Below are 13021 nucleotides of genomic sequence, written 5' to 3' on the forward strand. Positions count from 1 at the left end.
CGAGTGGGGTGAAGTCAGAGGATGACGACGCAATCGGAAAGTGCAGAGCAGTCGTACGTGATCGTTGGCGGCGGCCTCGCGGGGGCGAAGGCCGCCGAAACCCTTCGTGCGGAGGGCTTCGACCAGCGCATCGTGCTCCTGTGCGAGGAGGCCGAGGTGCCGTACGAACGGCCTCCTCTGTCGAAGGGTTACCTGCTCGGCAACGATCCGCGCGAGTCCGCGTACGTCCATGAGGCCGAGTGGTACCGCGAGCACGACATCGAGCTGCGGACCTCCACCCGGGTGCGCCGTATCGACCGGTTCGCCTCGGAGGTCGTGCTGACCGACGCGGAGAGGGTGCATTACGACCGACTACTCCTCGCGACAGGCTCCGAGCCGCGCCGGCTCGATGTGCCCGGCGCGGATCTCCAGGGTGTCCGCTACCTTCGTACCCTTCCCGACTCCGATGCGATCAAGCAGACCATCGAGGCCGGAGGACCGATCGTCGTGGTCGGCGCCGGCTGGATCGGTCTCGAGGTCGCGGCGGCCGCACGCGAGAACGGCGTCGAGGTCACCGTGCTCGAAGTCGCCGACCTGCCACTGCAGCAGGTTCTCGGCGACGAGGTGGCATCGGTGTTCGCCGACCTCCACCGCGAGCACGGCGTCGACCTACGGCTCGGCACGGGCATCGCATCGATCGAGGGTACGGACGGTCGGGTGTCCGCGGTGACCACGAGCGACGGGTCGTCGGTTCCGGCGGCCGCGGTCGTCGTCGGCATCGGTGCGTCTCCGCGTACCTCGCTCGCCGAGGACGCCGGACTCGTAGTCGACAACGGAGTACACGTCGATCCGCATCTCTTCTCCTCCGACCCGGTGATCCTCGCCGCCGGCGATATCGCAGCGGTCGAGCATCCGGTACTGCACCAGCGCATCCGCGTCGAGCACTGGGCCAATGCACTCGCGACCGGCCCGCATGCTGCGCGCTCGATGATGGGCCAAGACGTCGTGTTCGAGGAGCTGCCGTACTTCTTCACCGACCAGTACGACCTCGGCATGGAATACATCGGCTACACAACACCCGGCACGGTTGACGAGGTCGTACTCCGCGGCGACGTCGCCGGCCGAGCCTTCTACGCTTTCTGGCTCACATCGGGCCGGGTCGCTGCCGCGATGCACGTGAACCTGTGGGACGACGGCATCGACCCCGCCAAGGCGCTGATCCTCGACGGCGGACCCGTGGACACAGCGAAACTCGCCGACCCGTCCGTGCCTCTCGCCGAGACCCTCGTACGCTCTGAGGGTTGAGCGACGACCAGACCGCTTCCTGGGTTGACACTTTCATCGTTTCCCGTACGTCTCGGTGCAGACCGCATTGGCGGCGACGAGGATCCCGTTCCGGTGGGTTCGGTTGCTCGTCGGCTGACCCGATCCGCTGGTTTCCCGGTTGCCGGTCTGCCCTCAGCTGACCGGCCGAGAAGATTCTTCAAGAATCTTCGTTTTTCCTTGTGGATAAGGCCTTCTGGCCCCCGATGTTGTCAGTGGCGGCTGGCATGATGTGGGTTATGAGGACGGCGAATCTGATCGACGATGTCGAGACCACCGATGGTCTCGACGTCGCTGCGGCCGCTCGTGCTCAGCTCGCCCGCATCGAGGCTGCGCAGTTCGATGCGGTGTTGGCGTATCTGCGGCAGATCGCGTCGGAGCCGCTCGCCCAGGCCGGTGGGGTGAATGAATGGACCCGTTACGGCGGATCCGGGACACCGTCGGTGTCGGAGTATGCGGTCGCCGAAGTCGGACCCGTCCTCGGCCTGTCCGCCAACGGCGCCCGTGCGCTGATCGCCGATGGCCTGGATCTGGCGTATCGGCTGCCGCGGCTGTATGCGTGTCTGCATGACGGGAGTGTGGATGGGTGGCGGATCCGGAAAGTCGCGCGTGCGACGCGGGGGTTCACCATCGCCCAAGCCTCCGATGCCGACCGGCGGTTGTCGGCTGCGAATGTCGACGGAACGCCGTTGATCGCACGGATCACCATGCCCCGGCTACAGCTGGTGCTCGATCAGATCCGGTTCGTCGACGACCCCCACGGCGCCGAAAAGAAGCGCCGTGAGGCACGCAGGCAGCGGGGTGTGACGATCTGGTTCGAAGACGGCGTCGCCCACCTCTCCGGCACCCTGACCGTCGACGACGGACAACGACTCGACCAACGACTGGACCAGTTGGTGGAGTCGATGCGGTTCCTCGGCGACACCCGCCCCGACCACATCCTCCGATCCGTCGCGATGGGCATGGTCCACGAACCCGACAGCCTCGACGACCTCTACACCCTCGTCGCCGACAAAACCGACGACGCCACCGGCGCGGACGTACCCGCCGAGCCCGAGACTGAGCCTGAGGCCGAGTCTGAGCCGAAGCCGTCGAAGCGGCGCCGCAGCAGAAGGCGTGGGCTGCGGGAGACGGTGCTCTACCTTCATTACGACCGGTGCTGGGGCACCTGGTCACTCGACGACGTCGGCGCCATCACCCGGTCGGAGGCCGAACAGATCCTCGGCAAATCGTCGCGGATCGTGGTGAAGCCGGTGATCGATTTGGAGACCACGATCTCGACCACCGGCTATGTCGCACCGCCCCGGCTACGCGAGCAGACCGCGCTGATGAACGCCCTCACCTGCACATTCCCCTATTGCAACCGTCCGGCGAAACTCGGCGACTACGACCACATCCGTAACTACGCCGACGGCGGACCGACCGACTCACGAAACGGACACCGGCTCTGTAGGTTCCACCACCGGGCAAAGACCTTCACCGCCTGGACCGTCACGTCACCTGCGCCCGGAATCTGGTTATGGCTCTCCCCAGCAGGACGGTCGTACCTCGTCACCGCCGGCACCACCACCAAACTCCCCGGCAGAGTCGCCACCACCGACCCGCCAAAACGAAAACCCGCTGCCGCCTGATACCCCGCCACCTGAGCACCACCGTGGCGGGGCACAGGCATGCCCACGCAAGGCAGCGTCGTCATTCGATTCCAAAGGCAACCAAGTTGTGGGGTCTGACGTCTACCTGGGTACATCGCGATGCCGGGGTGGTCCCGGCACGCGCATTCACTCAGGGGGCAACACCATGAACAATCTCCGCAGGATCACTGTGTCCGGAGCCGCCGGGCTCGCGCTCGTGGCGCCGGTTCTCATCTCGGGCCCCGCGCATGCGGGCTACGACGCACGGGTCACGATCCACGTAAGCGACACGACCGTCCACTCCGGTCAACAGTTCCGCGTACACGGCAAGTACCTCTTCGGCGACAACACGCCGGTCGTCGGAAAGCGGATCCGCGTCCAGTCCAAGAGCCCCAAGGGCAAGTGGACCAACATCAAGGGGGCAACGCTGCGTACGAACGCCGAAGGCCACTACAGGATTCGGGTGATCCTGTCGCGCAAGGGCAACCGGATGCTGCGGGTCAAGGCACAAGGCCCCGACTCCCAGACGGCACCGCTACGCAGTAAGGCGATCAAGGTTCGGGTCCGCTGACCGAGTTCCCGTCGTCTCCAACCGACACGACCGGGGCGCGTCGCTCTCCAGCGGCGCGCCCCGGTCGTCTGTCGGCAGCGCCTTCTTCATCTGTGGACAGACCCGGCTAAGGTCGTACTGAGACGATCAGGAGGGTGCGACGGATGAGCGGACAGCCCGAACAGGGGTTGTCGATCTTCGAATGGGTCGACGATCCCCGGTTCCCGACCGTTCGACGCTACGGCTACGACACGGTCGCGGTCGACGCGTACGTACAGTCGCACGCCGCCGACTCCGAGAAGGCGCGGTCCCAATCCGATGGCGCACGCGCCGAGAGCGAGTCTCTACGCGCCGAGATCCGGCGGTTGCATGCCGATCTCAAGGAAGCTGGCATACCCACCGAATCGGAGATCGTCGGCCAAGTCACTACTCGGCTGATCGATGCTGACACGCGGGCCAAGCAGATTCTGGCCGACGGCGATGCGGCCGCAGAAAAGATCAGGCGCGATGGCCGGATCGAGGCCGATGAGCTCCGCGCGAAGGCGTCCGAGGAGCTCGCCGCGGTTCGCGCCGAACGTCTCGGCGAGGTCGAGCGGGACCGGTCGAAGGCGTCCGAGGACGCCGCCGAGACGCGTGCGGCCGCCCGGTCGGCGGCCGAGAAGATCGTCGGCGATGCCCGACGCGACGGCGACCAGCTCCGTCGGGCGAAGCAGGAGGAGGCAGCCTCGCTGCGCGCCACTGCAACTAAGGAGTCCGATGACGCGCGGGCGAAGGCCGATGCCGAGCTCGCCGAGGCCCGTCGCAACATCGAGGCCGAGCGCACCCTCCATCAACGTGAGGCGCGGGAAGCGCATACGACCACACGCAAACGCGCCCAGGAGCTCGCCGAACGCGCAGAAGGTCGCGTACGCGAGGTCGAAGAGCGGCTCCGGGCCGCGTCGACACAGGCACGAGAGCACCTCGATGCGAGCCGCGCCGAGGCGGATCGCCTCCTTCGACGCACGCGACGTCTCGCCGAGCAACGCATGTCCGAAGCACGCACCGCCGCTGCGGAGGCGGTCACTGCCGAAATCGCGCAGCTCGAACAACGCAAGGCAGACCTCGAAGCACGGATCGAGCACTATCGGCGGCGTGACGACGGCATGCGTACGCGGATCAGCGAGCTTCGCTCGATGGCGGCAGACCTCAGTGGGATCGAGGACGACGAGTCCGAACAGCCTCGATGACCGCGTTCATCGGACCCGGCACGACGGGTCCGTGACCGGGCAGAACCACCTCGACGTCCAGGTCGACGAGCACGCTCAGGTTCGCCGCCGCCTGTTCGGGGTCGGTATGGAAGAAGTCAGGTAGGAGTTGCGGCCCGTCTACGCGCGACGTCGCATGTGCCGTGGCGATCGCGTCTCCGGCGACGAGCGCACGCTCGCGCTCGAAGTAGTACACCGTATGCCCGCTCGTGTGCCCGGGTACGACGATCGGTAGCGGAGAACCCGGAAGGGACCCAGCCTCGTCTATGCTCCGTGCGCTCTGCACGCCGAGGCCTGCGCGGCCGCGCATCAGGATCGAGATCTCACTCGCCCATCGGAGCACGCCCGGCCGTAGGACGTTGCGGACGATATCGCGCGGTCCCGCCTGCTCGAGGAACTCCCTGCGGATGTGCGCCGCCTCACGGTCGCCGGAGTACACCGGCGTGCCGTACGCCTTGGCGAGCCAGGTCAGCCCGCCGATGTGATCGACGTGGCCGTGTGTGACGAGCGCTGCGGCGGCGTCGGCCGGGCGGTGACCGAGCTCTCGAATCGAGCGTTCGAGCAGGTCGCGCTGCCCGACGTACCCGCCGTCGATCAGCAGGAATCCGTCGGGCCCGTCGTACGCGACCCAGTTCACATGCTTGGTACGTACCAGCCGGAGCGAGTCGCTCGCCGGGGTGATCTCCACGTTGTCGACGATACCGCCGGGTGGTCACGCATTGTGAGGGAACTTGTGCCGACCACCCCCGGTAATGGCATCATCGGTGTGTCGGTCGGAAACTCCCGGCCACGGGGAACGAAACAACTCGGAGTTTCGGAGGACACTATGACGACTACACAGAACGGCAGCCCGGCCGGATCGGAGCTGCCGATCTACCAGGGGCTGCTCAACGACCTCGAGCCCGCCGCGCGCGCGACCGTGATCGCACAACAGGGCGAGGGACACGATACAGAGCCGCAAACACCGGACGAAGGGCATCAGCACCTGGCACAGCCCAGCTGAGCGGACACACCCCTCCACAGATCTCGCAGAGGTCAATGTCTAGACCTGAACCGGCGCCCCATTAGGGTGTAGCGGCGGCGCCAGCCGCAGGTAGACAATTGGAGGGAAGTCCATGAGTAAACCGATTTTGCGCACCGTGGCAGTTGCGGTTGCGAGCGTCGGGCTGACTGCAGGGTCGATCGCAGGCGCACAGGCCCAGTCCACATCGTGGGGTGACTCGGGCGGGAGCGGCCCGCTCAACATCAAGTCCTCGAAGGTGGCGCACGGCAAGAAGAAGGTGACGGTCAGTACCAAGATCGCCGACCTTCAGAAGGCCAGGAACCAAGGAGTCGCGTTCCACCTGCGCACGGCGCCGAAGAAGAAGCGCTACGCCGCCGTGGTGTCGGTCCGTAAGAAGGTCACGACCGTCCTCCTCAAGTCCAAGGGTGGGTCGTTCGTACCGGTCAAGTGCAAGGCCCTCAAGACCAAGCTCAACTTCAAGCGTGACCGTGCCAAGGTCGTGATCCCGCGCAAGTGCGTCGGGAAGCCCGGCAAGGTGAGCGCACGGGTCGAGACGGGCAAGGTCGGCGGTAAGCGCCACGATATGACCGCTTGGAGCAAGTACGTCAAGCGCGGTTGAACGAATCTTCTGGCCTGCGGCCCGCGCGCTCGGTGAGCGCGCGGGCCGTTCGTCAGGGGTAGCCTCTGCTTGATGCCCCAGGAGCCGCTGGCCGACTACCACCGCAAGCGCGACTTCACACGCACGCCGGAGCCCGCTGGCCAGGTTGCCACGCCCGACGGCGAGCGACCGCGTTTCGTCGTGCAGCGTCATCGCGCCTCTCGGCTGCACTATGACCTGCGGTTCGAGATCGACGGCGTGCTCGTCAGCTGGGCGGTGCCGAAAGGACCGACCCTCGACCCCGATGTGAAGCGGATGGCGGTCCACGTCGAGGACCATCCGATCGAGTACCTCGACTTCGAGGGTGTGATCCCGTCGGGCGAGTACGGGGGCGGCGACGTGATCGTCTGGGACATCGGCACCTGGGAGCCCCATGCCACCGACGATCCGGCCGCTGCAGTAGCGGATGGCGACTTCCACGCGGACCTGTACGGCACCAAGCTGCAGGGACGCGTCATCATCGTTCGTCGGGGCCCGCCCGGGGACAAGGAGCAGTGGCTGCTCCTGCACAAGCACGACGAGCACGCCGTCTCGGGCTGGGACCCGGAGGATCATCCGCGCTCAGTGCTGTCGGGGCGTACGAACGACGAGGTGAGAGCCGATCCCGATCGGCTCTGGCGCTCCGACCTACCCGCGGAACGCGCCACGATCACGGTGCACTCCCCTGGCCCGAGCGCCGACGAGCTGGCGGCTCTTGACGACCTCGGCGAAAACGGAACGTGGAGCGTCTTCGGCCACGAGATCAGGCTGACGAACCTCGATCGGGTGATGTTCCGTGCGCGTCACGATGAGCAGCCGATCACGAAACGTGAGTTGATGGCGTACGCTGCACGCATCGCGCCGACGCTGCTCCCCCAGCTGGCCGGGCGGCCGATCCTCCTGCACCGCTTTCCCAACGGTGCGCACGTGCACGGCAGCTGGCAGCGACGGCCTCCCGAAGCTGCACCCGCCTGGTTGCCCCGGGTGCTGGTTCGCGGCGGCGACAACGCCACGGCGTACCTCGCGGCCAACGATCCGGCCGGTCTCGTCTGGGCCGCAAACCGCGGCGCGCTGGAGTGGCACACGTGGGCGTCGACGGCCGAGTCGCCCGATAGGCCGACGTACGCCCTGATCGAGATCGACCCGTCGCACCACGGCGCATGGGACGACGTACGCGCCGCGGCCCGGCTCCATCGGACGGCGTTCGAGCATCTGGGCATTGCGGGTTATCCCAAGCTGACCGGTCGCACCGGCCTCGAGGTCTGGGTGCCGGTCACGTCCGGCCCGAGTTTCGATGACACCCGTGACTGGGTGCAGCGGCTGGCCGAGACCATCGCAGGTGTGCAAGCAGGCGTACGAGTGAAGCTTCGGGCCAATGCAAACGTCTTCGGCCGGACGCTGCCGGCGCCGTACAGCCCGGTGGCATCCGACGGCGCACCGGTATCGACGCCGGTCGAGTGGGAGGAGCTCGACGACCCGGGTCTGCGCCCCGACAGTTTCACCATTCGCAACGTACTCGACCGGTTGGCGGATCGTGGCGATCCGTTCGGATCCATCCGGAGCATTCGCCAGTCGCTGCCGGACTTCCGCTGACCACCGGGCTCAGCCGAGAATGCGGCTCTTCTGCGCCTCGAACTCCGCCTCCGACAGCACGCCTCGCTCCTTGAGCGCGGCCAATTCCTTGAGCTGCTCGATCCGCGCGTCCATGGCGGGAGCCGCCGGTGGCGCGACCTGCTGTTGGGGTTGCTCGTAGGCATAGGCACGCTGGGCGTCTTGCTCCGCCCACCGGCCGGCCTGTCGGCGCGAGACACGGTTCGACACGGCGGTCGCCGTACCCGCGATCGCGGCGGTTCTCACGACACCACGGAGGAGACCAGGCATGACATTGCCTCTCTATTCGGCTGCTTCGACGGCGTCGGCCAGAGCCTGCATCGGGATGCGGCCGCTCGCGACCAGCTGCGCGCCCCCACGACGGAGCGCTGCGGCGAACGGCGCGGCCCAGAGGTTCTCGTACACCAGGATGCCCGCTGAGCTGTCCGCCTCGAGGATGCCCGACGCCTCGTTGATGTCATCCTCGTCGAGGAGACCGGACGCGGCTCCGTCGAACTCGGCGAAGTCGAGCGTGCCGTCACCGTCGAAGTCGGCTACTTCCAACCGCGAGACCGAACCGTCGGCTGACTTGGTGACGAAGACGAGGTCGAGGATCCGGATGATGCCGCGGTCCACGAGATCAACGAGCATCGGGAGGCCTTCGCCCGTCATCTTGTTACCAGGGAACTCCACGACCAGATAGTCGACGGGTCCCATCACGTCCGAGGGCGGGTCTGCTTGCTGTGTCATCGTGCCTCCTCGAGGCCGTACGACCGACGAGTGATCGTGATTCTACCGGCGATTCGTTGCCAGCGGTCGGTTTCTCGGGTGACGATGGCCCACGTGACGTTGCGCGCTGAGGCCGATGAGCTGTACGGGCTGCCGCTCGAGGAGTTCGTCGCTTCCCGCAACGCTCGTACGAAAGAGGTACGCGCGAGCGGCGATCGGGCGACCGCTGCGCAGATCGCAAAGTTGCGCAAGCCTCGACGCGTTGCCTGGGTCCTGAACATGTTCGTCCGCCGGCAGCCCGAGGACGTCGACCGCCTCGTCGATCTCGGCTCACAGATCCGTACCGCGCAAGGAGACGCCGACCGGGACGAGCTCAGGAGCCTCGACCGGGCCCGCCGCGACCTGACGGCGGAGCTGACCCGGCGGGCGCGTTCGATAGCCGGTGAGCTCGGCCACGACATCGACGATCTGCTCGCCGCGGAGGTCGAAAACACCCTCCGAACGGCCATGGCCGACGCTGCCGGTGGGGCCGCGCTTCGTACTGGCCTGCTACTCGACGGGTTCGGTACCACCGGATTCGAGCCGGTGGACATCGAGAAGGTCGTCGCCGTTCCCGATGCCGCCTCGATCCCTGCCGAATCGCGCGCGGCGCCCGCACCGCCGCAAGGCCGGCATCTGCGCGCCGTACGAACCTCTGAACCGGCACGCGAGAAGAAGCCGGCGAACCGACCCGATCCGCGAGCAGCCGCCCGGGCACGCGCTCAGCAGGATCTCGACCAGGCACGACGCACGCTCGACCAGGCACGACGCACGCTCGCCGAGGCCGATGCGGTACGCGAGCAGGCCACCAGCGGCCACACCGAGGCGACGAACCGTCGCGAGTCTCTGGAGTCCGAACGACTTACACTCCAGGAGCGCCTTCGCGCACTGGACCGCGAGCTCGCCCAGGCACATCGCGCCGAAGACAAGGCCGAACGCGAGCGAGACCGCGCGGAGCGTGCGCAGGCCGCGGCGCAGCGGGCGGTCGACACCGCTGAGCGCCGCAGCAAGCAGACACGCTGACTGCTCGATGTCGGTGGGGGCTGCGAGGATTCGTAGGTGAACTTCGGCGTCTACCCAGCTCTGCTTCGACGCGACGGCGTCACCCGTACGCTGCTCGCTGCGCTGCTGTCGAGAAGCGCCGTGATCATGCAGGCAATCCCCGTCTCCTTCCTGGTGAAGGACCTCACCGGCACCTTCGCTTGGTCCGGGATCGTATTGGGCGTCTACTCGCTCGGCGCAGGCATCGGCTCGCCGCTGTGGAGCCGCCGTGCCGACCGTACGAGCGCGCGTACGGTCTTGACGCTCACCGGCATCGGCTGGGGCGTGAGCGTCGTGCTGATGGCGTTCGCCGGAGAGATCTGGTTCGGGTCGGTGCTGATCCTTGCGCTCGCCGGCGGCTTGCTCCAACCACCGACGGGTCCGATGTTGCGCACCGCGTGGCCTCGGATGGTCGCCACCCGCGAGCTACGCACGGCGTACTCCCTCGACGCGACCGCCCAGGAGCTGATGTTCATGGTCGGCCCACTCACCGGGGCGACCCTCGTCAGCATCGCCAGCCCGCAGGCGGCGCTGGTGCTCGCCGGTCTGACCACCGTTGCCGGCACCGCGTGGTTCGCCCGCCAGCCGGCGATCGATCGCTCGGCACGAGCGGTATCGGAGCACCTCGGGTTCGTCGAGACCGTTCTCGTCCGTGACCGGCTGCTCATCCTGATCGCCTTCTGTTGCGCCGTCATCGGTTTGGCCTCGGTCTCGCTCGGCATCGTGGCGTACGCCGAGCACGAAGACTGGCGGATGCTGTCCGGCCTGCTGGAGCTGATCTGGGCTGTCGGCAGCTTCGTCGGGGGCCTGGTCGCCGGAGCGTTGCCCGGGCGCCGACGCAGTCACGCGTGGCGGCGGGCGGCAATCGCGGCGGTCATCTTCGCGGCATGCGGACTAGCGACTGCCTCACCCTGGCTGCTGGGCCTCGGGCTCTTGGCGGCCGGTTCGATGATCGCGCCCGTGATGGCGTCGGCATCGGAGCGGCTGGGCGCCCTCACAACCGAGGCGGCCCGTGCCGAGGTGTTCGGTTGGATGGCAACGGCAGGCACGATCGGCATGGCCGTCGGGTCTGCCGTCGCCGGCTCGGTCGTCGAGTGGGCCGGTGTGCCCTGGGTCTTCGCGTTGACCGCCCTGATGCTGCTCGCAGCCACGATCGCGCTACTCCCCGTCCCGCCACTCGAGCCCGACGACGCCGACGACGCCGTCACTTCGGTGGATTCGGACGCACCCGCGGCCTGATCGCGAGATGCTTTCAGGCATGGAGCAGAGCCGGGTCGTGCGCGTCGCCCACCGATCCGCAGCCACCGCGCTATGGCTGCTGCAGCGGTTTCTGCTCATTGCCGTGGTCCTGATCGTCGGATGGGCCGTCTACCACCTGCTCGTGGTGCCCATCGTCGACGATGACGACCAGATCGCAATCTTCCTTGCCTTGTGGCTCGTACTGGCCTACATCGTGCTCCCCCGCCTGCAACGGATCCTGGCGAAGATCTACGTACCCGACTACTTCGTCGGACGCACCCGTACGAGCGAGGGGCTGCTCGGCGATCCGGTCAACCTCGCGTTCCTGGGCTCGGAGTCGCAGCTGACGGGCGCGATGCTCGCTGCGGGTTGGACTCGCGCCGATGACCTCACCTGGCGCACCGGCCTGCGTCTCGCATCCTGTGCGGTGCTGCGCCGCCCGTACCCCGCGGCGCCGGTGAGCCCGCTGTTCGTCTTCCAGCGCAAGCAGGACTTCGCCTTCGAGCAGGCGATCGGAGACAAGGTGTCGCAGCGCCATCACGTTCGGTTCTGGCGGTGCCCCGAGGGCTGGTTCATGCCCGGCGGCCTGCGCGTCGAATGGATCGCCGCCGGTACGTACGACCGCAGCGTCGGGTTGTCGCTGTTCACCCTGCAGATCACCCACAAGATCGGCGCCGACGTCGACCTCGAACGCGACCACATCGTGGAGACGCTCAACGGCTCGGGCGTGCCCCACACGGTGCGCTGGGTGCAGGACTACTTCTCCGGCTTCAGAGCCCGCAACGGCGGCGGCGACGCGATCAGCACCGACGGCAACCTCCCCGTCATCGACCTCGGCGGCGCGGCACTAGATCAGTGAGTCCCGAGCGACCTCGAGACCGCTCAGCAATGCGCCCCGCAGCACCGGATCGTCGGCGACCTCCGTCGGCAGTACGCGCGGCTGGTTCGGGCACATACCTGCGATCGCGTCCTCGACCCGCGTGGCAAGGGCCGCGCCTCCTGCGCTGCCGACGTCACCGGACAGCACGCAAACCGCCGGGTCCAGTACGACGCAGACGCCCGCAAGACCGGTTGCGAGGCGGGTTGCCAACTCGTCCAGAAACTCGCCTCCGCGGTCCGGATCGGCTACCGCCCTCTGCACGCAGATCGTTGCGTCGGCACCACGGATCCCGTGCTGCCTCGCCAGCCGGCGTACGCCCTCCGCGCCGACCAACGACTGGAACGCCGCGTTGCGCGGATTGGTCACGCCGCGCGGGCTGGGCGCACCCGGGACGGGAAGGTAGCCGATCTCGCCCGCTCCCCCGGCGACGCCGCGATGCAGGCGGCCGTTGACCACGATTCCGATACCGATGCCTCGGCCGAGCCAGGCGAGCACCACATCGTCGACCCCCTTGCCCGCACCGGCCGATCGTTCCGCGAGCGCCGCGAGGTTGACGTCGTTCTCGATCACGACCGGCCGCCGGAACCCGCGGCGGAGCGCCTCGTGCACGCCGGCCTGCCAGTCGGGAAGGTCGAACGCGTACCGCACGTCGCCGGACTTCGGGTCGACCATGCCGGGCGTACCGATCGACAGGCACCGCACACCGGACATCGGTACGCCCGCCCGGCGCGCAACCTTCTTAACGGCGCCGCGTACGACCGAGATCGGGTCCGACGAGTCGTTCGGATCGACGGAGAGACGACCCAGGATCGCACCGGTGATGTCGGCTACTGCGGCGGTGACCTCGTTCGGCCCGATATGTAGTCCGGCGACGTAGCCGCTCGACGGCACGACCGCGTACAGCGCCGCGCTCGGCCCGCGTGTGCCGCCCTGCGAGCCGACGACATGCACCAGGCCACGGCCCTCGAGCCTCGACAGCAACTGTGCGGCGGTCACCTTGGACAGGCCGGTGACCTCGGCGAGCCTCGTCTTCGTGACCGGCCCCGACGAGAGCATCAGGTCGACCGCCGCGCGGTCGTTCAGCTCGCCGATGAGGCGGGGCGTACCTGGCCGGTTGGCCATTCGATCAATCCTCT

The 13021-nt window shown here is 67.6% G+C and carries 14 protein-coding genes; 10 read left to right on the forward strand and 4 right to left on the reverse strand.

What is annotated here, in order from left to right:
- The first annotated feature begins 21 nt into the window (after positions 1 to 21).
- The 4 genes from MU582_11510 (at position 22) to MU582_11525 (ending at position 4709) form a co-directional block, all read left to right on the forward strand.
- The gene (locus MU582_11510; protein ID UPK73076.1) at positions 22 to 1284 is read left to right on the forward strand and encodes an FAD-dependent oxidoreductase; all 1263 of its coding nucleotides are present in this window, start codon (positions 22 to 24) and stop codon (positions 1282 to 1284) included.
- A 257-nt stretch (positions 1285 to 1541) separates the two neighbouring features.
- The gene (locus MU582_11515; protein UPK73077.1) at positions 1542 to 2933 is read left to right on the forward strand and encodes an HNH endonuclease; all 1392 of its coding nucleotides are present in this window, start codon (positions 1542 to 1544) and stop codon (positions 2931 to 2933) included.
- A gap of 166 nt (positions 2934 to 3099) precedes the next feature.
- Positions 3100 to 3504 (forward strand): hypothetical protein, encoded by a 405-nt coding sequence (locus MU582_11520; protein UPK73078.1) that lies wholly within the window; start codon positions 3100 to 3102, stop codon positions 3502 to 3504.
- Positions 3505 to 3647: 143 nt separating this feature from the next.
- On the forward strand, positions 3648 to 4709 hold the full coding sequence (locus MU582_11525) for a hypothetical protein (GenBank protein ID UPK73079.1): 1062 nt from the start codon (positions 3648 to 3650) through the stop codon (positions 4707 to 4709).
- Here MU582_11525 and MU582_11530 read toward each other — a convergent pair.
- On the reverse strand, positions 4669 to 5415 hold the full coding sequence (locus MU582_11530) for an MBL fold metallo-hydrolase (protein UPK73080.1): 747 nt from the start codon (positions 5413 to 5415) through the stop codon (positions 4669 to 4671). The two genes, MU582_11525 and MU582_11530, sit on opposite strands and share 41 nt — an antisense overlap.
- A gap of 138 nt (positions 5416 to 5553) precedes the next feature.
- Here MU582_11530 and MU582_11535 point away from each other — a divergent pair, with 138 nt between their 5' ends.
- From MU582_11535 to MU582_11545, 3 genes are all read left to right on the forward strand, one after another.
- Positions 5554 to 5730 carry a hypothetical protein gene (locus MU582_11535; GenBank protein ID UPK73081.1) on the forward strand — a complete coding sequence of 59 codons (177 nt, stop codon included), beginning with the start codon at positions 5554 to 5556 and terminating at the stop codon, positions 5728 to 5730.
- 112 nt (positions 5731 to 5842) lie between these two features.
- Positions 5843 to 6349, forward strand: coding sequence for a hypothetical protein (locus MU582_11540; protein ID UPK73082.1), 507 nt, complete (start codon positions 5843 to 5845; stop codon positions 6347 to 6349).
- 72 nt (positions 6350 to 6421) lie between these two features.
- On the forward strand, positions 6422 to 7960 hold the full coding sequence (locus MU582_11545; GenBank protein UPK73083.1) for an ATP-dependent DNA ligase: 1539 nt from the start codon (positions 6422 to 6424) through the stop codon (positions 7958 to 7960).
- 9 nt (positions 7961 to 7969) lie between these two features.
- On the opposite strand, the gene MU582_11550 is transcribed toward MU582_11545, so the two are convergent.
- Both MU582_11550 and MU582_11555 read right to left on the reverse strand, forming a co-directional pair.
- Positions 7970 to 8224 (reverse strand): SHOCT domain-containing protein, encoded by a 255-nt coding sequence (locus MU582_11550; GenBank protein ID UPK73084.1) that lies wholly within the window; start codon positions 8222 to 8224, stop codon positions 7970 to 7972.
- Between the two features lie 36 nt (positions 8225 to 8260).
- Positions 8261 to 8707, reverse strand: coding sequence for a DUF6325 family protein (locus MU582_11555; GenBank protein ID UPK73085.1), 447 nt, complete (start codon positions 8705 to 8707; stop codon positions 8261 to 8263).
- A 93-nt stretch (positions 8708 to 8800) separates the two neighbouring features.
- Here MU582_11555 and MU582_11560 point away from each other — a divergent pair, with 93 nt between their 5' ends.
- The 3 genes from MU582_11560 to MU582_11570 are packed head-to-tail and all read left to right on the forward strand — an operon-like array spanning position 8801 to position 11864.
- A complete protein-coding gene (locus MU582_11560) occupies positions 8801 to 9748 on the forward strand; it encodes a hypothetical protein (protein UPK73086.1) in 948 nt (315 codons plus the stop codon).
- Between the two features lie 36 nt (positions 9749 to 9784).
- A complete protein-coding gene (locus tag MU582_11565) occupies positions 9785 to 11005 on the forward strand; it encodes an MFS transporter (GenBank protein UPK73087.1) in 1221 nt (406 codons plus the stop codon).
- A gap of 19 nt (positions 11006 to 11024) precedes the next feature.
- Positions 11025 to 11864 carry an LssY C-terminal domain-containing protein gene (locus MU582_11570; protein ID UPK73088.1) on the forward strand — a complete coding sequence of 280 codons (840 nt, stop codon included), beginning with the start codon at positions 11025 to 11027 and terminating at the stop codon, positions 11862 to 11864.
- On the opposite strand, the gene MU582_11575 is transcribed toward MU582_11570, so the two are convergent.
- Complete coding sequence (locus tag MU582_11575) at positions 11853 to 13007, reverse strand: ROK family protein (protein ID UPK73089.1); 1155 nt, start codon at positions 13005 to 13007, stop codon at positions 11853 to 11855. The two genes, MU582_11570 and MU582_11575, sit on opposite strands and share 12 nt — an antisense overlap.
- Between the last annotated feature and the right edge of the window lie 14 nt (positions 13008 to 13021).

It is taken from the genome of Nocardioidaceae bacterium SCSIO 66511, from assembly GCA_023100825.1.
Taxonomy (GTDB): domain Bacteria; phylum Actinomycetota; class Actinomycetes; order Propionibacteriales; family Nocardioidaceae; genus Solicola.

Bases quoted from the DNA above. Each gene is read 5' to 3' on its own strand.
- MU582_11525 (UPK73079.1), top strand. From the start codon at position 3,648: ATGAGCGGACAGCCCGAACAGGGGTTGTCGATCTTCGAATGGGTCGAC.
- MU582_11575 (UPK73089.1), bottom strand. From the start codon at position 13,007: ATGGCCAACCGGCCAGGTACGCCCCGCCTCATCGGCGAGCTGAACGAC.
- MU582_11570 (UPK73088.1), top strand. From the start codon at position 11,025: ATGGAGCAGAGCCGGGTCGTGCGCGTCGCCCACCGATCCGCAGCCACC.
- MU582_11520 (UPK73078.1), top strand. From the start codon at position 3,100: ATGAACAATCTCCGCAGGATCACTGTGTCCGGAGCCGCCGGGCTCGCG.
- MU582_11510 (UPK73076.1), top strand. From the start codon at position 22: ATGACGACGCAATCGGAAAGTGCAGAGCAGTCGTACGTGATCGTTGGC.
- MU582_11555 (UPK73085.1), bottom strand. From the start codon at position 8,707: ATGACACAGCAAGCAGACCCGCCCTCGGACGTGATGGGACCCGTCGAC.
- MU582_11515 (UPK73077.1), top strand. From the start codon at position 1,542: ATGAGGACGGCGAATCTGATCGACGATGTCGAGACCACCGATGGTCTC.
- MU582_11535 (UPK73081.1), top strand. From the start codon at position 5,554: ATGACGACTACACAGAACGGCAGCCCGGCCGGATCGGAGCTGCCGATC.
- MU582_11545 (UPK73083.1), top strand. From the start codon at position 6,422: ATGCCCCAGGAGCCGCTGGCCGACTACCACCGCAAGCGCGACTTCACA.
- MU582_11540 (UPK73082.1), top strand. From the start codon at position 5,843: ATGAGTAAACCGATTTTGCGCACCGTGGCAGTTGCGGTTGCGAGCGTC.